This window comes from Nocardia farcinica (assembly GCF_001182745.1).
GTDB lineage: Bacteria > Actinomycetota > Actinomycetes > Mycobacteriales > Mycobacteriaceae > Nocardia > Nocardia farcinica.
The window spans coordinates 1762649-1784717 of the sequence record NZ_LN868939.1 but is presented as its reverse complement, the minus strand read 5'-3'; the positions used below and the strand labels follow the sequence as shown (position 1 = coordinate 1784717).

General features: G+C 68.1%; 30 protein-coding genes. 11 read left to right on the top strand and 19 right to left on the bottom strand.

The annotated features are described in order from the left end of the window. Positions 1–4: 4 nt before the first annotated feature. A complete protein-coding gene (locus tag AMO33_RS25050) occupies positions 5–1066 on the top strand; it encodes a class I SAM-dependent methyltransferase (protein WP_371392067.1) in 1062 nt (353 codons plus the stop codon). 16 nt (positions 1067–1082) lie between these two features. Here AMO33_RS25050 and AMO33_RS25045 read toward each other — a convergent pair whose 3' ends face one another. From AMO33_RS25045 to AMO33_RS25025, 5 genes are all read right to left on the bottom strand, one after another. Next, positions 1083–1454, bottom strand: coding sequence for a hypothetical protein (locus AMO33_RS25045; RefSeq protein WP_011211306.1), 372 nt, complete (start codon positions 1452–1454; stop codon positions 1083–1085). Positions 1455–1465: 11 nt separating this feature from the next. Further along, positions 1466–1885 carry a roadblock/LC7 domain-containing protein gene (locus AMO33_RS25040; protein WP_011211307.1) on the bottom strand — a complete coding sequence of 140 codons (420 nt, stop codon included), beginning with the start codon at positions 1883–1885 and terminating at the stop codon, positions 1466–1468. A 53-nt stretch (positions 1886–1938) separates the two neighbouring features. Further along, the gene (locus tag AMO33_RS25035) at positions 1939–3012 is read right to left on the bottom strand and encodes a hypothetical protein (protein WP_060594496.1); all 1074 of its coding nucleotides are present in this window, start codon (positions 3010–3012) and stop codon (positions 1939–1941) included. After that, positions 3002–3412: a hypothetical protein gene (locus AMO33_RS25030; RefSeq protein WP_228787939.1), complete on the bottom strand. Its 411-nt coding sequence runs from the start codon at positions 3410–3412 to the stop codon at positions 3002–3004. The genes AMO33_RS25035 and AMO33_RS25030 overlap by 11 nt, the downstream gene beginning before the upstream one ends. 530 nt (positions 3413–3942) lie before the next feature. Further along, the gene (locus AMO33_RS25025) at positions 3943–4413 is read right to left on the bottom strand and encodes a hypothetical protein (RefSeq protein WP_060594494.1); all 471 of its coding nucleotides are present in this window, start codon (positions 4411–4413) and stop codon (positions 3943–3945) included. Positions 4414–4591: 178 nt separating this feature from the next. On the opposite strand from AMO33_RS25025, the gene AMO33_RS25020 reads away from it, so the two are divergent. Both AMO33_RS25020 and AMO33_RS25015 read left to right on the top strand, forming a co-directional pair. Next, positions 4592–5770, top strand: coding sequence for a helix-turn-helix domain-containing protein (locus AMO33_RS25020; RefSeq protein ID WP_060594493.1), 1179 nt, complete (start codon positions 4592–4594; stop codon positions 5768–5770). Between the two features lie 101 nt (positions 5771–5871). Further along, on the top strand, positions 5872–7047 hold the full coding sequence (locus tag AMO33_RS25015) for a helix-turn-helix domain-containing protein (protein WP_060594492.1): 1176 nt from the start codon (positions 5872–5874) through the stop codon (positions 7045–7047). A gap of 341 nt (positions 7048–7388) precedes the next feature. Here AMO33_RS25015 and AMO33_RS25010 read toward each other — a convergent pair whose 3' ends face one another. Beyond that, entirely contained in the window at positions 7389–8564 is a 1176-nt protein-coding gene (locus AMO33_RS25010; RefSeq protein ID WP_060594491.1) for a helix-turn-helix domain-containing protein, read from the bottom strand. A gap of 142 nt (positions 8565–8706) precedes the next feature. On the opposite strand from AMO33_RS25010, the gene AMO33_RS25005 reads away from it, so the two are divergent. After that, a complete protein-coding gene (locus tag AMO33_RS25005) occupies positions 8707–9000 on the top strand; it encodes a hypothetical protein (RefSeq protein ID WP_060594490.1) in 294 nt (97 codons plus the stop codon). 174 nt (positions 9001–9174) lie between these two features. On the opposite strand, the gene AMO33_RS25000 is transcribed toward AMO33_RS25005, so the two are convergent. Further along, positions 9175–9576 carry a PaaI family thioesterase gene (locus AMO33_RS25000; protein ID WP_060594489.1) on the bottom strand — a complete coding sequence of 134 codons (402 nt, stop codon included), beginning with the start codon at positions 9574–9576 and terminating at the stop codon, positions 9175–9177. Between the two features lie 71 nt (positions 9577–9647). On the opposite strand from AMO33_RS25000, the gene AMO33_RS24995 reads away from it, so the two are divergent. Both AMO33_RS24995 and AMO33_RS24990 read left to right on the top strand, forming a co-directional pair. After that, positions 9648–10220 carry a TetR/AcrR family transcriptional regulator gene (locus AMO33_RS24995; RefSeq protein WP_060594488.1) on the top strand — a complete coding sequence of 191 codons (573 nt, stop codon included), beginning with the start codon at positions 9648–9650 and terminating at the stop codon, positions 10218–10220. A gap of 145 nt (positions 10221–10365) precedes the next feature. Then, positions 10366–11067, top strand: a complete 702-nt coding sequence (locus tag AMO33_RS24990) for a maleylpyruvate isomerase family mycothiol-dependent enzyme (RefSeq protein ID WP_060594487.1) — start codon at positions 10366–10368, stop codon at positions 11065–11067. A 117-nt stretch (positions 11068–11184) separates the two neighbouring features. Here the strand turns inward: AMO33_RS24990 and AMO33_RS24985 are convergent, their stop codons facing one another. Continuing rightward, positions 11185–11748 (bottom strand): dihydrofolate reductase family protein, encoded by a 564-nt coding sequence (locus AMO33_RS24985; RefSeq protein WP_060594486.1) that lies wholly within the window; start codon positions 11746–11748, stop codon positions 11185–11187. A 30-nt stretch (positions 11749–11778) separates the two neighbouring features. Then, positions 11779–12249: a winged helix-turn-helix transcriptional regulator gene (locus AMO33_RS24980; RefSeq protein ID WP_041560401.1), complete on the bottom strand. Its 471-nt coding sequence runs from the start codon at positions 12247–12249 to the stop codon at positions 11779–11781. Positions 12250–12330: 81 nt separating this feature from the next. Between AMO33_RS24980 and AMO33_RS24975 the strand changes: the two genes are divergently transcribed. The 3 genes from AMO33_RS24975 to AMO33_RS24965 all read left to right on the top strand — a co-directional run bounded on the left by AMO33_RS24975 (position 12331) and on the right by AMO33_RS24965 (position 14773). Continuing rightward, complete coding sequence (locus AMO33_RS24975) at positions 12331–13599, top strand: MFS transporter (RefSeq protein ID WP_390502698.1); 1269 nt, start codon at positions 12331–12333, stop codon at positions 13597–13599. A 65-nt stretch (positions 13600–13664) separates the two neighbouring features. Next, positions 13665–14192, top strand: coding sequence for a TetR/AcrR family transcriptional regulator (locus tag AMO33_RS24970; protein WP_159005545.1), 528 nt, complete (start codon positions 13665–13667; stop codon positions 14190–14192). Beyond that, positions 14189–14773, top strand: a complete 585-nt coding sequence (locus AMO33_RS24965) for a hypothetical protein (protein WP_060594485.1) — start codon at positions 14189–14191, stop codon at positions 14771–14773. Before AMO33_RS24970 ends, AMO33_RS24965 begins: the two co-directional genes overlap by 4 nt. 129 nt (positions 14774–14902) lie before the next feature. On the opposite strand, the gene AMO33_RS31165 is transcribed toward AMO33_RS24965, so the two are convergent. The 6 genes from AMO33_RS31165 to AMO33_RS24940 all read right to left on the bottom strand — a co-directional run bounded on the left by AMO33_RS31165 (position 14903) and on the right by AMO33_RS24940 (position 18786). Then, a complete protein-coding gene (locus AMO33_RS31165) occupies positions 14903–15082 on the bottom strand; it encodes a putative quinol monooxygenase (protein ID WP_240327311.1) in 180 nt (59 codons plus the stop codon). 60 nt (positions 15083–15142) lie between these two features. Then, on the bottom strand, positions 15143–15925 hold the full coding sequence (locus tag AMO33_RS24960; RefSeq protein WP_060595137.1) for an aminoglycoside adenylyltransferase domain-containing protein: 783 nt from the start codon (positions 15923–15925) through the stop codon (positions 15143–15145). Positions 15926–16188: 263 nt separating this feature from the next. After that, positions 16189–16491 carry a HigA family addiction module antitoxin gene (locus AMO33_RS24955; RefSeq protein WP_060594484.1) on the bottom strand — a complete coding sequence of 101 codons (303 nt, stop codon included), beginning with the start codon at positions 16489–16491 and terminating at the stop codon, positions 16189–16191. Further along, positions 16478–16759, bottom strand: coding sequence for a type II toxin-antitoxin system RelE/ParE family toxin (locus AMO33_RS24950; protein WP_060594483.1), 282 nt, complete (start codon positions 16757–16759; stop codon positions 16478–16480). Before AMO33_RS24950 ends, AMO33_RS24955 begins: the two co-directional genes overlap by 14 nt. Before the next feature lie 157 nt (positions 16760–16916). Beyond that, entirely contained in the window at positions 16917–18038 is a 1122-nt protein-coding gene (locus AMO33_RS24945; protein ID WP_060594482.1) for an XRE family transcriptional regulator, read from the bottom strand. Beyond that, positions 18028–18786 carry a hypothetical protein gene (locus AMO33_RS24940; protein ID WP_139337549.1) on the bottom strand — a complete coding sequence of 253 codons (759 nt, stop codon included), beginning with the start codon at positions 18784–18786 and terminating at the stop codon, positions 18028–18030. Before AMO33_RS24940 ends, AMO33_RS24945 begins: the two co-directional genes overlap by 11 nt. Before the next feature lie 392 nt (positions 18787–19178). On the opposite strand from AMO33_RS24940, the gene AMO33_RS24935 reads away from it, so the two are divergent. Beyond that, positions 19179–19784 carry a TetR/AcrR family transcriptional regulator gene (locus AMO33_RS24935; RefSeq protein ID WP_060594480.1) on the top strand — a complete coding sequence of 202 codons (606 nt, stop codon included), beginning with the start codon at positions 19179–19181 and terminating at the stop codon, positions 19782–19784. Beyond that, positions 19777–20463, top strand: a complete 687-nt coding sequence (locus AMO33_RS24930; protein WP_060594479.1) for a YqeB family protein — start codon at positions 19777–19779, stop codon at positions 20461–20463. The genes AMO33_RS24935 and AMO33_RS24930 overlap by 8 nt, the downstream gene beginning before the upstream one ends. A 289-nt stretch (positions 20464–20752) precedes the next feature. Here the strand turns inward: AMO33_RS24930 and AMO33_RS24925 are convergent, their stop codons facing one another. Genes AMO33_RS24925 through AMO33_RS24910 form a run of 4 tightly spaced genes read right to left on the bottom strand, consistent with a single transcriptional unit; the run spans position 20753 to position 21909 of the window. Next, positions 20753–21106, bottom strand: coding sequence for a nuclear transport factor 2 family protein (locus AMO33_RS24925; RefSeq protein ID WP_060594478.1), 354 nt, complete (start codon positions 21104–21106; stop codon positions 20753–20755). Next, positions 21106–21342 carry an SRPBCC family protein gene (locus tag AMO33_RS32720; protein WP_060594477.1) on the bottom strand — a complete coding sequence of 79 codons (237 nt, stop codon included), beginning with the start codon at positions 21340–21342 and terminating at the stop codon, positions 21106–21108. The genes AMO33_RS24925 and AMO33_RS32720 overlap by 1 nt, the downstream gene beginning before the upstream one ends. 4 nt (positions 21343–21346) lie before the next feature. Continuing rightward, entirely contained in the window at positions 21347–21565 is a 219-nt protein-coding gene (locus AMO33_RS32715; RefSeq protein ID WP_060594476.1) for an SRPBCC family protein, read from the bottom strand. Beyond that, positions 21562–21909, bottom strand: coding sequence for an ArsR/SmtB family transcription factor (locus AMO33_RS24910; RefSeq protein WP_060594475.1), 348 nt, complete (start codon positions 21907–21909; stop codon positions 21562–21564). Before AMO33_RS24910 ends, AMO33_RS32715 begins: the two co-directional genes overlap by 4 nt. Positions 21910–22069: the final 160 nt, after the last annotated feature.

The following is a 22069-nucleotide window of genomic DNA, read 5'->3' as shown; positions in this document are numbered from 1 at the left end:
CACCATTCCCGCACCGCCACTCGACGCCGACCGATTCGCCGAGCGCATGCTCACCGCCGCGCTGGGTGCGGTCGACCTGCTCGCGGTCCACCTCGGCGACCGGATGGGCTGGTATCGCGCGCTCGCCGAGCACGGTCCGGCCGACCCGGCCGAACTCGTGGCCCGCGCGGGCGGCGGACCACGGTATGCCCGGGAGTGGCTGGAGCAGCAGGCCGCCGCGGGCATCCTGACCCACCTGGACGGCCGGTTCGCCCTGCCCGCGGGCGTGGCGGAGGTGCTCACCGACCGGGACAGCCTGAATTACCTGGCGCCGCTGGCGCGGATGTTCGCCGCCGCGGCCGTCCAGCTGCCCGCGCTGCTCGACGCGTACCGCACCGGCGGCGGGGTGAGCTGGGCGGAGTTCGGCACCGACATGCGCGAGGCGCAGTCGGACATGAACCGCCCCTGGTTCCGGCAGCGGCTGGCCGCCGCTTTGGGCGAGGTCACCACGATGACAGACCTGCTGAGCAGGCCGGGCGCGCGCGTCGCCGACGTCGGATTCGGCGGGGGCTGGTCGAGCATCGCCCTCGCCCAAGCCTTCCCGGAGCTGATCGTCGACGGTTTCGACGTCGACGGCCCCTCGGTGCGGATGGCGACCGAGCACGCCGCCGCGGCGGGCGTCGGCGACCGGGTGCGGTTCCACCTCGCCGACGCCGCCACGGCGCTCACGGAACACGCTTACGACGCCGTCTTCGCCTTCGAGTGCCTGCACGACATGCCGCATCCCGTGCGGGTGTTGGAGGGGATGCGCCGGGCGTTGCGCCCGGGTGGGGCGGCGATCGTCATGGACGAGGCCGTCGCCGCCACCTTCGACGCGCCCGCGAGCGACATCGACCGGCTGATGTACGGGTTCAGCCTGCTGATCTGCCTGCCCGACGGCCTCTCGCACCCCGGCTCCGCGGGCACCGGCACGGTGATGCGCTACGACACCCTGCGCCGTTACGCGCGCGAGGCCGGTTTCGCGGAGGTGGAGATCCTGCCGATCGAGGATTTCGGCTTCTGGCGTTTCTACCGCCTGTCGGCGTGAGCGCTACCGGTGAGCACTAGATTTCGAGATCTTCTTCGATCCCCTTGAGCCGGTGCCGGGCCAGCGCCAGGTTGGCCCGGCCGCGATCGAGCGCGAGGTAGAGGAACAGGCCCTTGGATTTGCGCCCGGTCATGGGCCGGATGATGTGGTACTGGCCGGAGAGGGTGATGAGGATGTCCTCGATCTCGTCGCTGAGGCCGAGCTGGTCCATGGTGCGCATCTTCGCGCGCATCACCTCGGTGTTGCCCGCCGCGGCGATCTGCAGGTCCAGCGATTTGGAGCTGCCGAGCATGCCGAGCGCCATGCCGGAGTTGTAGTCGACCACCGCGGCGCCCACGGCCCCGTCGATCACCATCATGTCCTTGAGGGCCAGATCCATATTGGTCACTTCCGTTCCTTTCAATCTGTTTTCGTCGGCTGCTTGTGTCTCGGCCCGTTCGCCAGCACGGCCAGGTGGTCGGCGATGGCGCGGGCCACCGGCCGCGACTCCAGGTGGAGGCGGCCGACGTTCACCGCGGAGTCCGCGAGCACGGTCAGCGACGCCCAGCCCGCGGTGTAGATGACGACGTAGCCACCGGTGCCGTGCACCACGACCTCGTCGAAGCCGCCCCCGTGCGCGGTGGTGGCCAGGCGATACGACAGCGCAAGGTGCGAGGCGGTCAGCGCCGCCATGCCGTCGGGCTCGATGTGGCCCGGCAGATCGTGTGTGATGAGCAACCCGTCACCCGACGCCACCAGGGCGCCGGTCAGCCGTGGGACGCGTTCACGCAGCGCCTTCAGCTCCGCCAGCACCACCGCGTACGGTTCGGGTCCGGACATCGCCACCTTGGTCAACCTTCCCATCCAATCGCCGAGCAGTTTCTTCCGCGCGGTCACGCAAGCTCCTCCAATGCCGCCCGCACGCGGACGAGCACGTTCACATCCACCGGCTCCCATCGGTCCGGGCCGGGAGCGGGTACCGGCTGCCGCACCCGGCGTCGAAGTGGTGGCGGCGGTGCGGATTTCGGTCCGATCGGGCTGTCGGCGGCGGTGTCCGGTGCGGTCCGGGCGCGACGAGAGTCGCCGCCGGGCAGCCGCACGCGCGGTGGGGCATGACGGGCGGCCTCCATCGCCGCCGCGACGGCGTTCCGGACCGTCTCCTCGGCGGCCCGCTCGGCGGCGACCGGGGACAGTGCCGTCGCGCGGGGCGAGCCCGTCCGGACCCGATCGATCGAGTGCCGTCCGGTGGACCGCTCGGTGCCCCGGCCAGGAGGCTGCTCACCGCTGACCTGCCCGCCAGGCCGGAGCTCCGGCCCGGCATCGGCGGATGCCGTTTCCGATCGCGCCCCGGGGGCTTCGAGTAGTCCCGCGGCGGTCAGCTCGCGCACCGCCGCGAGACACCCGTAGGTCGTGCGCCCGAGATCCCGCGCGATGTCGGTGATGCTGCGGCGGGCGTCGGCGGCCGCGAGCACCTCCACCTGTCCCGCGGTGAGCACCACCCGGCGGCGGTGCACCCGGCGCACCGGGACCACCGGCACCCGGTCGACCAGTTCGGCGGGCCACGGCCCCGACTCCGGATCACCGCGCCGGGCACACTCGCGCACCAGTTCGCGCGGCCGCACATGGCAGACCCCGGCCAGCCAGTGCGGGGGCGCGGGCCGGAACTCCGGTTCCGCGGTCGAGGCGAGCAGGAAATAGGCGGCGTCGTAAACCGACAGCAGCGCAAGGGTTTCCAGTTGCGGTCGCGCCAGCACCCGGCTCGGATCGCCCGCCCCCGCCCGCTGCCAGTCCTCCGGAGTGGCGACGCCCGCCGCCACCACCAGCCGGTCCAGCCCGGTGGCGCGACGGCAGTGGGCCGAGGCGATGACCCCGTCGGCGAGGTGGAATTCGCCGTCCCCCGCCCGCAACACGCCGGTGCGTCCCTCCTGTTCCAGTCGGCGCAGCGCGACGGCGAGGTCAGCGCTCATCGTCGCCCTCGACGAATCGGGTGAGAATCGTCGTCAGCTGATAGCGCGCGAGCCCCAGATTCCCGGTAGCCTCGTCACACACCACGTGCACGAAGATTCGCCCGTCGAAATCCCCGTTGACCAGATACAACAGGTGATATCCGCTGCTGCCGCACACGATGATCTCGCACACGTCGTCGCCGCCCGGCCCGCTCGCCAGCGCCGGACAGCCCAGCACCGCCCGCACCACATCCGTTGTGCCCGCGGCGTCTTCGTGCTGATCCACCAGATCGTGCCGACCCGCCGCCGCGATCGCCAGACCGCTCGCACCATCCACCATCGTCACGCTGCGCGCACCGGGAATGTCCATGATGCGTTTCAGGCAGCCGTCAATACCGAGCACCGCGTCACCGCTTGTCATCCGAGGATTTGCCCCCGCTTGTCGCACAAGGGCTTACAGGTGCCAGACGCTACACACGGCGGGCGAAAGTTGCACGGCGAACGCCAGGAAAATCTGAGCGATCACGCGTTTTCCCCGCTCGCGCAACAAACTATACCTAGCGGTATTTAAACCGGGTGGTATTCCATACCTTTCGGTGTTGTTTGCGGGCGGGTTCGCCGAGCACAGATTGAAAGTTTCACAATGCACGATCCAGCGGTGGTCGGCGAGACGTCGGCACATATCACAAGCCGGCAACAACGAATAGGGTACTTATTCCCTACCGCACCACCGGGGAGCACCAGCACTCGCGAACGCCGTCGTCCAGGAGCGAGCCGCCCCTGGTGAGCGGACGATCGGCCGCACTCCGTCGCACAGCACCTCCCCGCACCCGGTCACGGCGCGCCCTCGTAGGCGGGTCGGCCCGACCCAGATCAATACCCGGACACCATTTCCACGCCCCGAGAATTGTGGGCACACAATCGTTTGTCCGGGCTGCCGGGCCGCTGTTCTCAGCCCCCGATCCGCCGCTCACACTCCACGAAATCCACGCCGGATTCCAGGCAGTCGTTCAGCCCACTCTGGACATCCCCACTGGTCGGCGGCTCCCCGCACAGCACGCCACACCGTTGATAATTCGGCACGATCGACCCGTCCGGCCAACGGCATACATCGGTGCAGGAATATCCCCGCTGATTCGGATCGAACGCCATGGGCCGGGGACTGTACGACCAGACGAAGGCATCGGTCTGAAAGACCTGCACGCAATAAACTGTGCGACCGTTCGCCACGTGCCCCACCCCGCCATGATCCCGGCAGTACGCGTTCAACTCGACCAGCGGACCGGGCGGCCCCTGCACCGGCGCCGCAGACCCACTGCCCGGTGACGCCCCGGCCACCCCGAGGGCGGTCGCGGCGAACGCGGTGATCGCGGCACCGCAGATCAGCAGCTGACGAACGATTCGGTATCGGCTTGTCGCCATGGCGACTCCTATCGACTCCGTAGCTGATCGATTGCGCCCGTCCGGCGCAACCGAGGTACCGATCCGGCCCCGACACCGATTCCGCCATTAGAACAGAACCACAACCCCGTAATTCGAAGAACCAAGCAGTGCAGGAAGATCGGGTGCGGCCCCGGCACCGCGGCCGTAGCCTCGAAGCATGGGCGGTGATCTCGGGGAGCGGGTGCGTTCGGTTCGCAAACGGCGCGGATTGACGCAACGGGAACTCGCTGACGCGTCAGGTCTGTCGGTGTCGCTGATCCGCAAACTCGAGCAGGGGGACCGGCCGAACGTGCGGGTGGAGACGGCGCGCAAGCTCGCAGTGGCACTGCGCGTGCGAACCTCGGCCCTGCAGGCCGGGCACACCGACGCCGAGCACGCCGACGCGGAGACCTCGAACCTGTGGGAGCCGGTGCGGCGAGCACTGGTTGTCCCGGTCCGCACCGACGACGCCGACGATCCTCCGACCAGCCGGGGTGTCGAGGCGGCCGTTCGAGCGCTGGCGCCGCTGGTGGATGCCCACCGCTACCGCGACATCGCCCAGGTGCTGCCGGGCCTGCTCGCCGACGCGGAGACGCTCGACGATCACGAGGGCCGAGTCATCCGCGCCCGCCTGCTGAGCCTCGCCGCGTTCCTCTTGGTGGGCAACCGCCAGTTCGACGTCGCGGCGATGACAGTGGATCGCGCGGTGGACGCCGCGCCGGAACGCGGCATCGCGGTCGGCGCGATCAACTCGCTGATCTGGTCGCACCTGCGCCAGGGCAACCTCGCGGCGGCTCGCGACCTGGCGGTCGAGTGGGCCGACGACCTCGAACCCGCCCGATTTTCCACCGCGACGCCGGGCCGGCTGGCGCCGTGGGGCCGGTTCTGGTTGTACGTTGCCAACGTCTGTGTCCGTGACAACTCCCCGGGCGCCACCGCCGACGCGTTGTCGCTGGCTCGTTCGGCAGCCGTGCGGATCGGCCGGGAGATGATCTACGACCGCCTGCCCCATCGAACCTTCGGACCGATCACCGTCGCCCAGGCCACCGCCGAATGCGCCGTCACAGCCCAGCAACCCCGGCAGGTTCTGACGATCGCCGAAGCTCTCCCGACCGCCGTCCCGGCGGCGACCATCGGCAATCGCCTGCGACACCGGTTGGACGTCGCGAACGTCCACACCCAGCTCCGTCATTACGGCGAAGCCGTCGCCGTCCTGCGCGAGGTTCGCGCGATCGCCCCGGAATGGATTGTCCAGCAACGTTATGCCCGCGACATTCTCGGCGCCGTCGTCGAGGGCCGACGAACCCTCACCGCCGACATGCGCGAACTGGCCGACTTCATTCATCTCGAATACTGAATCGCCGCTACAGCAAGGGCGATTCGCGTTCATCTCGCCCTGAGCCCGTCGGCGTTCGCGGATCAAGCGCGCAGGAGTCCGCATAGTCGTAGCCTCGAAACATGGGCCAGGACCTCGGGGAGCGACTGCGATCGGTTCGTAAGCGGCGCGGTCTGACACAACGCGAACTCGCCGACTGCGCGGGATTGTCGGTGTCGCTCATCCGCAAGCTCGAGCAGGGCGAGCGCCCATCGGCACGGCTCGACACGATGCGCAAGCTCGCGGTCGCCCTGGGTGTTCGAACCTCGTTGTTGCAGGCCGGGCAGACCGATACCGAGCACGCCGACCCGAACACATCGAACCTGTGGGAACCCGTGCGGCGCGCGCTCGTCACACCCACCCGTGCCGACGACGTCGATGATCAACCGACCGTCAGCGGTGTGGAGGCGGCCTATCGCGCACTCATGCCGATGGCCGACGCGCACCGCTATCACGACATCGCGGCGGTTCTACCGGGCCTTCTCAACGACGCCGAAACCCTAGACGACCACGAAGGCCGCGCCATTCGTGCGCGCCTGCTGAGCCTGGTCGCCTGGATGCTGGTCCAGAACCGGCAGTTCGAGGTCGCGAGCTTGACGGTGGACCGAGCAGTGGACACCGCGCCGGAGCGCGGAATCGCGGCAGCCGCGGTGAACGTCGGAGTCTGGTCGCTGCTGCGGCAGGGCGATCTGGCGCCAGCTCGCGAGCTGGCGGTGAGATGGGCCGACGACATCGAACCACGCTTCTCGACCGCGACGTCGAGTCAGCTCGCCCTGTGGGGTCGCCTGTGGTTGTACGTCGCGAACGTCGGCGTCCGCGACAACTCGCCGGGCGCCACAGCCGACGCCCTGTCTCTGGCGCGGGCGGCTGCGGCGCGAGTCGGGCGTGAGGTGCTCTACGACCCGAACCCGAACCGGCTCTTCGGTCCGGTGACCGTCGCACAGGCCAGTGCCGAATGCGCGGTCATCGCCGAACAACCTCGCCAGGCGTTGTCGATCGCGGAGGGACTTCCGACTGCGGTTCTCTCGCCGACCGCGGCGGGCCGCCTGCGACACCGCCTGGACATCGCCCTGGCCCACACCCAGCTTCGTCAATACACCGAGGCCGTCGCCATCCTGCGTGAGGTGCGCGCCACCGCCCCGGAATGGCTGGTCCAGCAACGCTACGCCCGCGACATCCTCGGCGCCGTTGTCGAGGGCCGACGAACTCTCACCGCCGACATGCGCGAACTGGCCGACTTCATTCGTCTCGAATACTGAAGCAACACAATCGATTCGCCTGGCGTGACACTTCGGGCACACCGCGCCCGCCAGTGCCATGGCACGCGACGCCCCCGACTGTGATGCTCGGGCTCGGCCTCGCCGCCGGGTCGACACAGGTCTCTCCGGCCTGACTCCTCGGCGGTGGGCGCCAGCCAAACGCACGCGGTCAGGGAGGGGCTCGAGATGCACGCGCTCGGTTGGATCGATCCGTCATCGCCGACATCGGCGTGGGATGCCGCGCAGGTGCGGCGGCTCGCCCGACGGTTGGGATATGCGCTGCACTGGGCCGATCCATCGGTCCAAGCCGCCCGCACGAGCGGGCGGCACGTCCTCGAAGATCACAACTGAACGCCGAGCCAACTGGCGAAGCTCGAAACGCTGTTCTTCTGTCGACGCTGAGCTGCAGCGATTCCGAAAACAGTCTCACGGACGCTCGGGTGCATTCTCGTCTGTTGGGGCGCGACCCGGCGCGCCCGGTTGAGGGCATCCAATGCGAGGTCGGGTTTCCCGGTGAGCAGCCAGGCGCGTGCAACGTCCTGCCAGTGATGGCCGATTCGGGGGCGTGCCACCGCAGCGTCCGGAATCACCAGTGACGCGCCTTCACGGGCAGCTCGTCCGGGATCGCCGGAATCCAGGGCGACTGCCGTGGTGTGGATACCGACATTCACCGGCCCGAAAAGAGTTCCGTACAAGCTGGTTTCGCTACGCATGGGCGCAGCGAGGCGACGCGCTTCGCGCAAGTGTTCCTCGGCCACGTCAGGACGGAAACCCCGGGCGGCAATGACCGCGCCGGTCAGATGGGCGGACCCGCGCAAAGCCCGCTCTCCCGCGCCGTCACCGTGCACACTGTCGAGCGCACGTTCGATCAGATCCAGGCTGACAACGTGCTGGTCCAAGTACATCAACCGTCTAGCGCGCTTGACGAGCGCTTGAGTCCGGTAGAGAGGGTCGTCGCCGCGTTCGGCAGCATGATCGAGGCGGTCGAGGACCGTGGGACCGAAGCCTGCCAGGTTGTATTGCAGCGTCGACCGGTCCACGGCGGCCCACGCCTGCGCGAGCATCGTCCACACCCTGGTGGTGTCCCTGGTTTCCCGCAGCGCTCCGTGCAGTTGGCGGATCAGCTCGGGCAGCCGCGCCAACGCATCCCGGCCCCGGTCCTGCAGATACGCCTGGTCGACCTCGTCGAGTTCCCTTTGCAGTTCGTCGAGCGGCGCGGGCTCGAGTGCGGCCAGGTAGGGCCCCTCCGTGAGGATCGCGCGTAGCTCCGTCACGCCTTCCAGCGGTCCGTCGGTCTCGATCAGATCCCGGTAGGGCTCGCCGGTCAGCCGCTCGGGTTCGACGCGCAGGACCCTTGCAGCGGCGGCCAGAAAGGCGGGGCTCGCAGGTTCCCGGCCTTGCTCGACCGCCTTCACCAAACCGAGCGAATAGTTTGCACGACTTGCGAGTTGGCGCTGTGTGAGGCCGGCGAGCTTTCGCTCCGCCGCGACGCGCTGACCGGCGTGGAGAGCACCCATGCATCCACGATAGGCGGACTGGCCCCGGCTTGGCCCTTCATCGATGAACAGCCCACGAATCTGGGGCGGTACCGCCGCCGGTTCGATTGCGGTTCTCCGGCTGGGATCGGTTACGCCACTGCGAGGGGACGGAGGGGATCAGGTGCACGCGTTGGGATGGATAGATCCGTCATCACCGACACCGGAATGGGATGCGGCCCAGGTGCGGCGGGTTGCTCGTCGATTGGGTTACCCGCTCAGATGGGCCGATCCTTCCTCGGCCCTGGGTCTGGCGGAACAAGTCGAGGCGTCCGGCGCCGATGCCGTGATCCTGCCGTCCTCCGCCCACGTCGACGCGATCACGTTGGACCGCCTGCTGGCCGTGGTCGATGTCGAATGCGCCGCTCCCCGTGTGTCATTCGCTCGATGGACGCTCTTCGGCGGGCTGCACCGGTGACGGGCGCACAACTCGGCCTCGTGTTCGTGATCGCTCTGCCGCTGGCGGTTGTGCTCGCGATGATCTTCTGGCCGTCGGACTACGGGGATTAGCCGAATGCACATCGACGGGTCATCAGGCGGGCGGCGACGGCCTGGTCAGTTCGCCCGGAGTACGCACGGCTACCTCGCGACCCTATGTGCCCGGGGGCAACAACCGCACGGTCTGAACAACGTGCGCGCAGAGCTCACCGCTCGCGTCGCGCACCTCGACGGTCACGACGACCTGCCGGGCGCTCACCCGCATCGGGACCGCCGTGGCGGTGGCGGAATCGGTGATCGGGCGCAGGAAGTGGGTGGTCGAGTCGGCCGTCGCGGGCGCCACGCCGGGGCTGCCGTTCAAGGCCGCGCACACGGCGGCGGTGGCGTCGGCCAGTCCCATCACCGCTCCTCCGTGCAGTCCGCCGCCGGTGGTCGAGAGCGCGGCGGAGTGCGCCAACCGAGCGACCACCCGGTCCGGCGCGATCCGATCGAAGCGCACTCCCAGGGTGCGCACGTATGGCGCGAGTGCGTAGATGTCCTCCGCGGTCACGGTCATGATCGAATCCCTTCTAGATAACCCTCTCTAGAGAGGTGACTCTAGAGCGTGGTGCCCAGTAGTGTCCAGGCATGGCCCGCCTGGTTCACGACACCGACCACATCCTGGACACCGCCGCCCGACTGCTCCGCGACACCGGACCGGCCGGGGTGACCGTCAGCGCGGTGGTCCGGGCGGCCGGGGTGTCGAGCGGTTCGGTCTATCACCGCTTCCCCGACCGCGCGGCCCTGCTCGGCGCGCTGTGGACGCGCACCCTCGCGCGCTATCACGGCGCGGCCTATCCCCTGTTCGACGGCGACCCGGTCGAGGCGGCAACAGCGCTGGCCGAGTACACCGTGCGCTGGTGCGCGGACAACCCACTCGACGCGCACGTCCTGCTCACGGGCGCGGCACGGTTCGGCGCCGACGCGTGGCCCGAGGCCGTGCGGGCGGAACGCGAGGCCGAGAACGAACGATGGAACGCCGCGATCCGCGACCTGATCCGCCGGCTCTGCGACCGGACCGGACGCAGCCGCACCGCCGTACTTCTGGCAGCGGTGGACCTGCCGACCGCCGCGGTCCGCCGCTACCTCGTATCGGGAACGCCCATCCCCGACGACCTGCCCGCCGTCACGGCGCAAACCGTGCGCGGCGCGCTGAGTTGACCCGAGCGACCACGGCGGGCGCACCTCGGGTACGGCGAACTCGACGGGACGATGAGTTCACCCGACCCACCCCGTCTACACCGGGAACGACGAAATCGTGACCCGACCCCGGGCACGCCCCGCACGAACTGGAGGTCACCGCCCCGTGCCGAAGGACAACTCCCGCGCCCGCCTCTGGACCCTGGCACACGCCGAACGCGCCGCGCTGGCCGACGACCTGGCCACCCTCACCGACGACCAGTGGGCGCACCAAACCCTGTGCGGCCGCTGGACCGTCGAGGAAGTCGTCGCCCACCTCACCGCCGCCGCGAGCACCGGCCGCTTCCGCTGGATCGCCAGCGTCCTGTCCGCCCGCTTCGACTTCGACAAACACAACGACCGGCGCCTGACCGAAAACCGCGGTGCCACACCGGCCGAAACCCTCGCGCGCTTCCGGTCGATCGTTCCCAGCACCACCGCCGCCTCCGGGCACACCGCCGCCTGGCTCGGCGAAGTGGTCGTGCACGCCCAGGACATCCGGCAACCACTCGGCCTGACCACCACGCCGTCGATGGAAGCGGCCACCGACGTCGCCCGCTTCTTCGCCACCACGAATTTCACCGTGCCGAGCAAGAAGAGCATCGAGGGGTTGCGGCTGGAGGCCACCGACGGGCCGTTCGCCACGGGAACGGGCCCGCTCGTCACGGGGACCACGGTCGCGTTGGTGATGGTCATGGCGGGGCGGGTCAGCTACTGCGACGACCTCGGCGGGGCGGGTGTGACCACTCTGCGGGATCGTGTTGCCGCAGCGGCAGCGTCAGCGAAAACCGAACGTGCATCGAACCTGTCAGCGCCGCCCTCGGACTGACCGCACTTCACCAACAGCAATGTCAGTAACCCTGATGTTAGTAACGTTGGTGTTAGTAACGTTGGTGTTAGTAAGTCGGCTGACGGCCTTGCGCGGGCCGACACCGGGAGGGTCGAGTCAGCGAGCCCGATACCGCAGATACGCCATGCCGTTGTCGAAAATCCGGTGCTCGACGAGCGTCACGTCGAGATGAACGCCGTCGGGCAGGGCACGCACACCGCCGCCGACCAGTTTCGGCACCACGAAGAACCGGAACTCCTCGACCAGTCCCGCCCGAATGGCCTCGGCGGCGGTCGTCGGCCCGAAGATCTCGACCACCCCCGGCGCGGCGTCGACGATCCGTCGCAGCTCATCCAGGCTCAGGTGGGGCACGAGGCGATCGCGATCGGAACCGAGTTCTCCGCGGGTCAACGTCGTCGACACGGCGACCTTCTCGATCCCCCGCCACCGCCGGGCGAACTCCCGCTCGGCCGCCGGCCGGTCCTCGTCGTCGGGATAGGTCTCCCAGTACTGCATCAGCCCGTAGGTCTTGCGGCCCAGCACCTCGGTCGACACCTCGCCCATCCGATCGACATGGACCGCGAAGACCTCATCGCTCGGACCCGACCAGTTGAAGTCACCGGTCGCGTCGTTGACATAGCCGTCGAGGGAGATGGTTGCGACAAAGATCAGAGTTCCCATGGGACTACTGACGCCCGCCGGCCGGAGAACTCATCGGTGCCGGATCGCCGCGTCGGGAACCTTGCGCACCCGGGCCGTCACCGCGGTGACCGGCTGCCCTTCCCGGTTTTCGATACGCAGCGGCGCGACGGGGCTGCCGTCCCGATCCACCAGGACCGAGCGCGGTTCGTTCGCCACGAAGGCGTGGCGCTCACCCCACTGCCGTAACGCCACGATGGCGGCGAAGAGGTCTTGACCTGCTTCGGTGAGGGCATAGGTGTGCCGCTTGCCGCCGGGCGGCGTGCTGGTGGTGAGAATGCCGTTGTCGACCAATCGGCGCAGTCGATCCGACAGGATGTTCCGGGCGATCCCGAGCCGCTGCTGGAACTCGGTGAAGGTTCCCGCGCCGTCCATGGCGTCGCGCACGATCAGCAGGCTCCACCGATCACCCACGAGATCGATGGTGCGCGCCACGGGGCAGGTGGGATCGGTCCACTCCCGCGCAGTAGGCACCACGGCCATCAGCCCTCCATTGGTTGCAATTCGAAACCATTATGCCCTACCGTCGAATAGTTGCATTTTGCTACCGATTCGAAGGGCACGGTGACCGAAGTGGCGGGAACGCAGCGATTCGTCTTGGCGTTGGTCTGCGCCGTCGCGGTGTCGACGGTCTACGCGGTGCAGCCGGTACTGGCGGCGGTCGGAGCCGACTTGGCGGTCGCGCACGAGACGCTGGGTGTGCTGGCCGCCGCCGGTCAGGTCGGCTACTTCATCGGCCTCGTCCTGCTCACTCCGCTCGGCGACGTGATGAATCGGCGTCGGCTCATCAGCACGCATCTGGTGCTGACCGGCGGGGGCGCCGCGGTCGTCGCCGCCGCCCCGAACAGTGTCGTGGCCGTGGCCGGATTGGCGATCGCGGGGCTGTTCGCGGTCGTTGTCCAGGTGACCGTCGCCTATGCCGCGGCCGTGTCCGCACCGAGCGAGCGAGGGCGCACCATCGGCGCCGTCACCTCCGGTGTGGTGCTCGGCATCCTGGGCGTTCGCGTCCTGGCAGGCGTGCTGGGCGACACGGTCGGCTGGCGCGTCGGCTACGCCCTGCTCGCCCTGTCGTGCGCGGTCCTCGCCTACACCGTCCACGCCACACTCGACCCGGATCACAGAACGCCCGGCCGGCGATACCGGCAGGTGGTCGGCTCGATGGTGCGACTCGCGAGCACCGACCGGCTGTTCCTGAGCCGAGGGCTGATCGCCTTCTTCCTGTTCGCATCCTTCGGCACCCTGTGGAGCGGGCTCGCCCTCCCGCTCGGCGCGGAGCCGTGGAACCTCGGCACCACGCAGATCGGCATGTTCGGCTTGGCCGGTTTGGCCGGAGCGCTCGGCGCGGCCCGCGCCGGCCGATGGGCAGACTCAGGTCACGCGCAGGCGAGCACCGGGTGCGCACTCGCACTGCTCACCGCGTCCTGGGCGCTCACCGCCCGGATCGAAGGAACGCTGTGGCTGCTCGTCCTCGGCGTCATCCTGCTCGACTTCGCCGTCCAAACAGTCCATGTCAGCAGCCAACACCTGCTGACCACCGCCCATCCCGACCGCGCCACCGCCGTCATCGGGGCGTACATGGCGTTCTACTCCCTCGGATCCGCCCTGGGCGCGATCACCACGACCTGGGCATACAGCGCGTGGGGCTGGGCGGCGTCGTGCTGGCTCGGCGCGGGCTATGCGGCGTCGGGGCTGCTCCTGTGGGCAATCGCCCGATTCACCGCACCATCGGACTACACGTTGAAGCGGAACTCGACCGAGTTCCGGCACGGACGAACATCTGGCACACCTGCCTCGCAATCCGATACACTCGTATCGATTAGGAGGTGCCAGTGAGCCGAGGTGTGGGGCGGGACCACGAGACAGTGCGCGGCGCTATCGCTGCCGCAGCGTGCGTACTGGTGGCGGAGGAAGGTGCCGGCGCGTTGACGGTGCGACGAGTTGCTGCCGCTGCTGGGGTCTCGCCCGGCCGGGTTCAGCACTACTTCCCCGACCGCACTGCTCTGATGCTCGCGGCCTTCGACTCGGTACAGCACGCCGTTGCCGCAGAGGTGGCCACGGCCGTCGGGGAAGCCGCCGCGCCGGAACAGGTGTTGACCGCCGTCCTGCGCGCGATGATTCCCACCGACGACACAGCGATGCGACGACTGCGGGTGGTGGCGCAGTTCGAGTCGCTGGCGCTCACGGAGGACATCCTGGCGACGAGGATCCGCGAGGGGCACGCCGAACTTCTCGCCTTCCTCGAACGCCTCCTGGAATCCAGCAGGATCCGCCTCGACTCGAACAACACCGAAGGCACTCTTCAGGGACTCCTTGCTACGGCCGAAGGGCTCAGCGGGCAGGTTCTCCTCGGCCAGTCCTCGCCCGATCGGGCGCTCGCGCTGCTGCAGACATCCATCGACGACATGTTTCGAGGAGTCGCATCGTGACCACGCAATCATCAACGACGCTGAGGCCCCTCCGGTGGGGAGCCGGCCTCATCCGGGGGAGATTCGAGGTGCACCGGAACGGACATCACTACGTCGTCGACTCCGGGTACCTCGATCTCGATGAGCGCATCTCCCTGTACCGCGACGGTCGCCTCGTCGACACAACGCGACGCAAGGCCTCCTTCGCCATCGAAGACGGCGCGCACATCGAGGCAGCTGTCGCAAAGCTCGGGATGAAGTACGTACGCATCCGCGAGGCGAAGGCACGGGAGACCCAGCCGCTGACCCCTGCTGCGGGCACCGCCGAGGCTTGGCGAGCGAACCTCGACCGACAGCACCCCGCAACCAGTCGAGCAGTCGGAATCGTCGCCACCCTCATCGTCGTGGGGGTGCTTCTGCTCGAGCTTCCTCAGCTGATCAACCTCGTCGGTCTGCTGACGTCGTACGTCGGGCTCCCAGTATTCGAGATCCCGGCGATCCGCCTCGCGGGTTGGCAGCACCTCCTCGTCATCATCGCCGGAGGCCTCGCGGCGATCGAACGAGGGCTGAGCATGAGATACAACCCACTCTTGGACGACTGAACCCCCGCTGGTCAACGCGATAGGCAGCCAATCGCCTCACACATTGAAGCGGAACTCCACCACGTGCCCACACGTAAGGCTGTCAGCGCACCGAAAATGGAATCAGTGCAGGTGCTTTGCCCGTCACGGTCAGTCCTCGATCACACAATCTCGGGCGATGCCCGCGGTAGCATTCCCCCATTCGCTCGAGCGAACACGCACTTGATGCGCATCCAGCGCTGCTCGGTCCACGAACTCCTCTATTACCGTCCAGACGAGCGGGTCACTCGACGATTCAACGTCGAACCGCAAACAACCACGTTCAGGCACGTTCCAACCTCTGTCACCGGATCCGCACAGCTGGTTGCCCGGTGATGTCCGTGTGTACGTTCACGCCTCCGCAGATGTTCGCTGGATCAGCGTGATCAACGACTGCGCCAGAGACGACACCTGACTCGCTTCACGATCCCAGTCGACCTGCCCCTCGCCTAGGTACTCTCGAGCGGCAGCAAGAAGCAGATCCGCCCCAGCGGGATCGACGCGCCTCGCCGCAACAGCTGCCGCCTGATCCTTGGCGACTATCGCTCCGGTCTCCACGGTATGAAGCGCACGCGCCAGCGTCAGAAGAACATTGCGCGGCTCGCCATCCAGATCGTCGACGAGCGCCGGCAGTGCAGCCAGTTGCGCGTCCTTCAGGAGCGCGAAGGGCACATCAGTGACCAGAGTGTCCAGCGCCGCCCCGTGCAGCACCCGGTGCGATGCCAAAGCTGTCGCCAGCAGGATCACCACATCCGGATCGCGCTCCGGCTCGGACACATAGCCCTGGACGAAGTCGCCCCTGAGCCACTCCCCGAACTGGAAGTCACGCCACGGCGCAGCGACCAACGGCTTGAGGTCAGCCGTGACCAAGCTCGTCACCTCAAGCGGGCGACGGCTCGCGACTTCCGGGAACGCCTCGGCATGCCCCTTCCACCCCGAGAGCCCGAGCAACGTGGAGATCAACGATGCCCGATCTTGAGGCGTCAACGATCTGCGCGTCACCAGCAGCAGATCTACATCGCTCTCCGGGCCGAGACCCGTCGACGTACTGGAGCCGTAGAGGTACACCCCGACGATCCCGCCGGGGTCGATTGCGAGCACTCTGTCGAGAACAGTCCGGATCAGATCGTCCATATCAGTGAAGGCTACGTGCCAGAATCCGCTCGGCAGCATGGGTCGTTTCGTTCCAGCCGGAAACGCGGCGCTCAGATGTTGAAGTGAAACTCACCCACACGGGAGAACGACTCAGACACCCTTCTGACCAGGGTCATTTATACATTGAACCTGAACTCCACCGAGTTCAGCCCTTGTCAGTTCCACATGCCGAGGCAGGTGCCGCCGGACCACTGCCGATTGCTCCTCCGAGGCGCAGATCAAACGACCCGAGAGGATGACACTCACGCAGCACCCAGTGGAACGATTGCAGCAATCTGTTCCCCAGCGATGTCCTCAGCACGATCCAGCTCGTAGTGACTCTGCAGGTTGAGCCAGAACTCCGCCGAGGTACCGAAGTACTTCGCAAGCCGCAGCGCGGTGTCTGCGGTGACCCCCCGCTTGCCGTGCACGATCTCGTTGATCCGCCGAGGTGGCACTCCGATCGACACGGCGAGTTTGTTCTGCGTGATCCCGAAGCCCTCGATGAAATCCTCCATGAGGACTTCTCCGGGGTGAATCGGCGCGATCTTGTCAGTGGTAGTCAACGATCTCCACCTCCTCCGGTCCGGCGTCCGTCCATCGGAAACAGATCCGCCACTGGTCGTTGATCCTAATGCTGTGCTGCCCCACCCGATCACCCTTGAGTGCTTCGAGTCGGTTGCCAGGCGGGATGCGAAGGTCCTCAAGAGACCCAGCGGATCCCACCTGACGAAGTTTGCGAAGTGCAACCCTATGGATCCTCGGATCGAGTGACCGCACCCGCTCACGACGCCACAGCCGTTCGGTCTCCTTGTCGCCGAACGATCTGATCACGACACCATCGTATAACGGTCCGCGTCATTAACGCTAGACGTTAAATCGGAACTCCACCACGTCGCCGCGGTTAGCGAACGTTCTGGATGGAAGGTCGCCGGATCCGCCCATCCAACCACGCAGACGACGGCTTCGGGCGATCCCGAAGTGCGGGCCCTCACCCGTCGGCGACGAGCCGCAGCACCGGGCGCTGATCAACCTCCCCGAGGAGGTCGCGGACCTGCGGAGGGCTGATCTTGAGCGCTTCGGCCAGCGCGGATACGCCCGCACCGTGGTCAGCAGCGAGTTCGGCCGCCTTCCTCAGCAGCGTCGGCACCTCGCCCGGGTAGGCGCTCGACGGATCGGCCACCGGGTCATCCACCATCGCCAGGCGCTGGTAAGCCCTCCGAGCAGAGGACTCGGTAGTGCGTCCGCGCTCGACCATCCGGCGAACCAATGAGTGCGGCGAGACGCCCCACGTCCGGCCCAGCCGATCGAGCGCAGCGAGGTCGAGCCGTTGCGGGAGCGCCGCGTCCATGGACGCAGCGGGAGTGAGGAACGCCGCGGCGAACTCATCTGCTTCGTTCTCGACTGCAGCGCGGTGCTCGCCGGAGTCGGAGTGCAAGAGTAAGTGCCCGATCTCGTGCGCGATCGAGAACCGGTGCTTGAACACGTTCTCGGTCCGACGCGGTGTCGTGATGACGATCGGACGGTCGACGATGACGACGGAGAAGGCGTCCACTGCGTCGATCTCGGCGAGCGGGCGGACCGCGACGACGATGCCGCGCGACTCGGCTGTGGCGACCAAGTGCTTGACCGGGCCATCCGGCAGACCCCAGTGACGTCGCAGAACCGCGGCGGCCTCGGCAGGCGAGCTGCCCGTGGGGACCTCGGGTAGATCGACCTCGGGGAGCCGGACGTGGCGCTCGAGCGCGAAGGTCAGTTCCCACACCAGCGTCGCCGTGGCCAGCGCCTTCTGCCGATCGCTCACCCGGGCCGAGCGCAGGCTGCGGAAGTGGGCGTTCACCGTGTCGATGCGCGCGAGCGGGCGACCGACACTGAAGAACCCCGGGCGGACGTCCAGCGCCTTAGCCAAACGCTCGACGACGTCCGCACGGGGGGAGTTGACGCCGGCCTCGTACTGCCCGATCGCCGCAGCGGAGACGCCGACTTCGGTGGCGAGCTCCGTCTTGGTCACCGATTTGCGGACCCGGGCCTGGGTCAGGCGCGCCGGCTCGAAGCGACCGTGGGTCTGCCCGGAGCCGGATAGGTCGAACAGGCTCGGCGTTTCATCGCGCATCCGGATCCAAGCCCTCCTGCTTGCGCGGCTCGACGACGGGCTCGATCGGCTCACCGTCGCTGAACGACTCGACGTCGGACGCGTCGGATTCGGTCGCAGGTTCTGCCTGCCAGATGGTCTCCTCACCGCGGTAACTGACCTCGCCTGTCTCTCGGTCGAGCTCGGCAACTGCCCAATCGATCGCCTGCAGCTGCCACGGCGAGGAGTAGACCTTGACGAGCACGACCGGCATCTTGCCGTCCACCGCGCCCATCACTGCCTCCAGGCCAGCCGACTGCTCAGGTTCCGAGCCGGACTGCACGGCGGTCGGCGTCGATGGGCCCATGAAATCGAGGCCGAACAGCGTCGGCTCCGGGAGCGGCGCGTTGAAGCAGGCCATCTTCATCGGGCTCGCCGCGAAGTGCACGGGATCACCCGAAGCGGGAACGCGCCACACGTAAACGATGCAGACGTTGACGACCGGCACCTTGTGGCCGGCCGGAGGAAGCCGGTGCAGGTCGTGGCCTCGGTCTACGAAAGCGTCCTGCACGTCAACGAGCAGGTCCTGCCACAGTGTCGAGTATCCGCGTGTGTTCCGCGTATGCGCGGCCTGGTGAGCGTCGGCGGCGTAGCCGTGCCGGGTCCGCACGACGTCGACGATGATTTCGTTGAGCGTCGCCGCGTATGAGCCGAACGCGTCGGTGGGTGAGTCTGGGATCACTGTGACTTCCTGAATCCGCGTCCGGAGCCGCGGATTCGGAAAGGACATTAACTTCAGTATGCCACACGATTCGCGCACGTACGCTTCAGTAGAAGCTCAGGGCGTGTCACGACTGTGATCGCGCGGGCTCTGCGGGCGAGCCAGCCCCTGTCAGAACGCGGAGTCGCGCGCGTGATCGGACGAGCCGAGGAAGAAGCGGGTCGGCAACGTAGCCGCGGGCGGCCATGTCGTCGAGCGAGGCGATCACGTCGAGCACGGACCGGGGCTCGAACTGTCCGGCTGCCGGTCTGCGGCCGGCGGTCGCCGCCCGGGGAGGGACCGCCCCGCATTCTCTGCCGCTCCGTCGGGGAGGCTGCGCTCGTGAGGACTCCGGGCGGAGTGCGGTCCGGCATCTGGTAATCTCTGTCTGATTGATCAGTCAATGATTGTAGGTGGTATCGGTGCGGCGAGTCGACCCTGAGCGGGTAGCGCGCAAGCGCGAGCAGATCGTCGTCGAGGCCGCCCGGTTGTTCGGAACGCGGGGGTATGAGCGGACGAGCGTGGCGGACATCGCCCGGGCGGCCGGTGTCAGCGCGGCGAGTGTCTTCTACTACTTCACCGACAAGGCGGCGGTGTTCCGGGCGGTCTTCGAACGCGATCTGCCCGTCGTGGAGTCGCTGATCGCGAAGCACGTCCACAGCCGCACACCAGTGCCGGCAATCTTCGAAGTGGTCGACGAGCTGGCCAAGGACGCCGCCGACGCGAGCGCACCGGGAATGGTCGTCGAGCTGCTGCGGCGCGCCGAGCATGATCCTGAGCTGGTTGCGGTGGTCGCGCAGACGGCCGAGGTGGTCACCGGCGGTCTCGCGGCCCTGATCGCACGAGGCATCGCCGACGGCGAGATCGATGCCGAGCTCGACCCGGTCGAGACGGCGAGGTGGCTGCAAGCGATCGTGGACGCGGCCTATCTGAACGCCAGGTCGGGATACTCGCCGCTGCCTGAGCTGCGGCGCACCGTTCTCCGATACCTCGGCGCACATGAACGGCAAGGAGACATCGATGGTTGAGGAGCGCACGACGGTCACGCTCCCGAACGCGTGGATCGTCGGCATCTGCGTCGCCGGTGCCGCAGCCGGGCTCGGCGCGGCTTTCCTGGTCGACCCGGCCGTGAGCGGACTGCTGTCCCTGGTCGGCGATGCCCCCGGTCCGCTGCGTCTGGCCGCCGGCCTGCCGCTGATGTGGGCGATCCCGGTGCTCACACTGGCTGGTCTGGGCGTCGGGATCTGGATCGTCCGCCATTGGCGCACCGACGTGGGCGTCGTCGAGGTGGCCAAGACGGGCGTCACGGTCGAGCGGGAGGGCGTGCGCCGGCTGATCGATCGGGACCGGATCGCCGGAGTGTTCACCGACGGCCGCGACCTCGTCATCACCGATGGTCGGGGCGGCGAGGTGTCGCGCACGCGGACCGATCGAGTGCTGGTGAAGCGGCTGCGGCAGGCGTTCGAGGGATTCGGGTACCCGTGGCAGGGGGAGGTTGATCCTTACGAGCGCGCGTACCGCACGTGGGTCGACGGCAGCGGCGACCTCGACAGCCGGGCGCACGGCCTGCTCCGCGCCCGGGGGCGCGCCCTCGCGGACCGGCGGACCGGTGCCGCCGACGACGCGCTCGACGAGCTGCGGGCGCTGGGCGTCGCCGTCCGCGACCGTGACAACAAGCAGCAGTACCGGGTGATCCCGCCCTCCTGAGGGCGAGACGGGCGGCGAAGGCGGAGGAACGGCGAGTCGGGGACGGACGTCGACCCCGCGCTCTACGCGTCAGCGGATTGAGCCGCACGCCGCGAGGGCGTCGGATCAGACCCGGATCGATCGGCGGCCGCGGCCGGTGTGGAGGCCGGGGCGGGCCGGTGTCGGCGCTCGGTCTGCGCGGGGAGCTGGACGAGGCGATCGGGCCGGTCAAGAGCGGTGCCTGAGCGGTGGACAGCTGCCGGTCTCGCGGGCTTCCCGCTTCCAGGGAGGCAGCTGGCCTGGCGGATGGCTACGTGTTGAGTGGAACGACGTAGGAGTCGACCTCAGCGATCGAGTCGCCACGTAACGTGAAGTTGTCGTTGAAGGCGAAGTGGAAGGGCCCGGCTTCGCGGTGGCGCGCGACGCCCGTGCCGGTCGCCACGACGACGTCGCCGCTCTCGATGGTGCGCTCCAAGGTGAGTCGGGAGCTGCCGTCGAAAGCGGGGTTTTCGATCTCGTCGTCAAACTCGGCCTTGCCGCGGGTGGTGCGCACGCCGTGGATGCGCCAGACGACGTCCTCGGTGAGGCAGTCGAGGATCATCTCGTGATCGCTCTGGCGAAATCCCTTCATGTAGCGGTCGACAGTGCGTACGTGGTCGCTCATCAGCGTCCCTTCCTGGATTCAGCGATTCGTTTGGTCACAACGTCGAGTTGGTCGAGAACTCCGGCCAGGCCCTCGCGTGCGCTGTCGGCCTGCAGCGGGGGCGGTAGCCGCCGTTGGCGGATCCTCACGCTGGTCCCGCCGTCGGTGGAGTCGAGGCGGATCTCGGTTTGGATTCCCGACCGTGGTTCCGTGAGCACCAGTCGCCGGGGCGCGTCGATCGCTTCGTAGACGAACATCAGCTCACTCGCGCCGTCGGCCCCCGACCGTGCGGAGCTCGAAGCGGCCGCCCACGCGGAGGTCGACACTCACCGAGTCCGCCGGAACGGCGGCGTGGCGCCCACCCCAGAAGGCCGCAAGATGCGCCGGGGTCGTGAAGGCCTCCCACACCAGCGCGATATCCGCATCGAGGTGACGCGTCGCGATCAGCTCCGCGCCGTCGAGGCGCGACCAAGACGTCATCGGTCGGTCCTCGTCATCGACGCGATGTGCTCTTCGAGCCGGTCGAGCCGTGAGTGCCATTCGCGCTGCTGCTCGGAAATCCACCCGGCGAGCTCCTGCATGCGCTGCACGTTCAGCCGACAGGGCCTTCGCTGCGCCTCGATGCGCTGCTCGATGAGACCGCAGCGCCGGAGAATCCCGACGTGATGCGACACCGCCTGCGGCGTCATGTCGAACGGCGCTGCCAGTTCGCGTACGGAGGCGTCGCCGCGTGCCAGGCGAGCGACGATCTGGCGGCGCGTGGAATCGCCCAGCGCGGCGAACGCCGCATCGAGATCCTGGTCGGGGAGTGCGCTTCGAGTCACGAGGCCCGCCGTACCTCCAAACAGTCCTTTGCGCAAACAACGGCTTTCCTTAGCGGGTGCCTGCCCGCTCGGCGGGGACTCGTCGCGTCTTTGCGAAGGAGATGGCTGCGAGACGCGCTCGGGGCGGGACTGGAGTGCATGACCGAGCGGTCCGCGCGGC

Bases quoted from the DNA above. Each gene is read 5' to 3' on its own strand.
- AMO33_RS25020 (WP_060594493.1), top strand. From the start codon at position 4,592: ATGGGCGGTGATCTCGGGGAGCGGGTGCGTTCGGTTCGCAAACGGCGC.
- AMO33_RS24940 (WP_139337549.1), bottom strand. From the start codon at position 18,786: ATGTCCTTTCCGAATCCGCGGCTCCGGACGCGGATTCAGGAAGTCACA.
- AMO33_RS25030 (WP_228787939.1), bottom strand. From the start codon at position 3,412: ATGACAAGCGGTGACGCGGTGCTCGGTATTGACGGCTGCCTGAAACGC.
- AMO33_RS25025 (WP_060594494.1), bottom strand. From the start codon at position 4,413: ATGGCGACAAGCCGATACCGAATCGTTCGTCAGCTGCTGATCTGCGGT.
- AMO33_RS25040 (WP_011211307.1), bottom strand. From the start codon at position 1,885: ATGTCCGGACCCGAACCGTACGCGGTGGTGCTGGCGGAGCTGAAGGCG.
- AMO33_RS24980 (WP_041560401.1), bottom strand. From the start codon at position 12,249: ATGGCCGTGGTGCCTACTGCGCGGGAGTGGACCGATCCCACCTGCCCC.
- AMO33_RS32720 (WP_060594477.1), bottom strand. From the start codon at position 21,342: ATGTTCGTCTACGAAGCGATCGACGCGCCCCGGCGACTGGTGCTCACG.
- AMO33_RS24985 (WP_060594486.1), bottom strand. From the start codon at position 11,748: ATGGGAACTCTGATCTTTGTCGCAACCATCTCCCTCGACGGCTATGTC.
- AMO33_RS24960 (WP_060595137.1), bottom strand. From the start codon at position 15,925: ATGGACGATCTGATCCGGACTGTTCTCGACAGAGTGCTCGCAATCGAC.
- AMO33_RS24925 (WP_060594478.1), bottom strand. From the start codon at position 21,106: ATGAGCGACCACGTACGCACTGTCGACCGCTACATGAAGGGATTTCGC.
- AMO33_RS25015 (WP_060594492.1), top strand. From the start codon at position 5,872: ATGGGCCAGGACCTCGGGGAGCGACTGCGATCGGTTCGTAAGCGGCGC.
- AMO33_RS32715 (WP_060594476.1), bottom strand. From the start codon at position 21,565: ATGACGTCTTGGTCGCGCCTCGACGGCGCGGAGCTGATCGCGACGCGT.
- AMO33_RS24930 (WP_060594479.1), top strand. From the start codon at position 19,777: ATGGTTGAGGAGCGCACGACGGTCACGCTCCCGAACGCGTGGATCGTC.
- AMO33_RS25010 (WP_060594491.1), bottom strand. From the start codon at position 8,564: ATGGGTGCTCTCCACGCCGGTCAGCGCGTCGCGGCGGAGCGAAAGCTC.
- AMO33_RS24995 (WP_060594488.1), top strand. From the start codon at position 9,648: ATGGCCCGCCTGGTTCACGACACCGACCACATCCTGGACACCGCCGCC.
- AMO33_RS25035 (WP_060594496.1), bottom strand. From the start codon at position 3,012: ATGAGCGCTGACCTCGCCGTCGCGCTGCGCCGACTGGAACAGGAGGGA.
- AMO33_RS25000 (WP_060594489.1), bottom strand. From the start codon at position 9,576: ATGACCGTGACCGCGGAGGACATCTACGCACTCGCGCCATACGTGCGC.
- AMO33_RS24945 (WP_060594482.1), bottom strand. From the start codon at position 18,038: ATGCGCGATGAAACGCCGAGCCTGTTCGACCTATCCGGCTCCGGGCAG.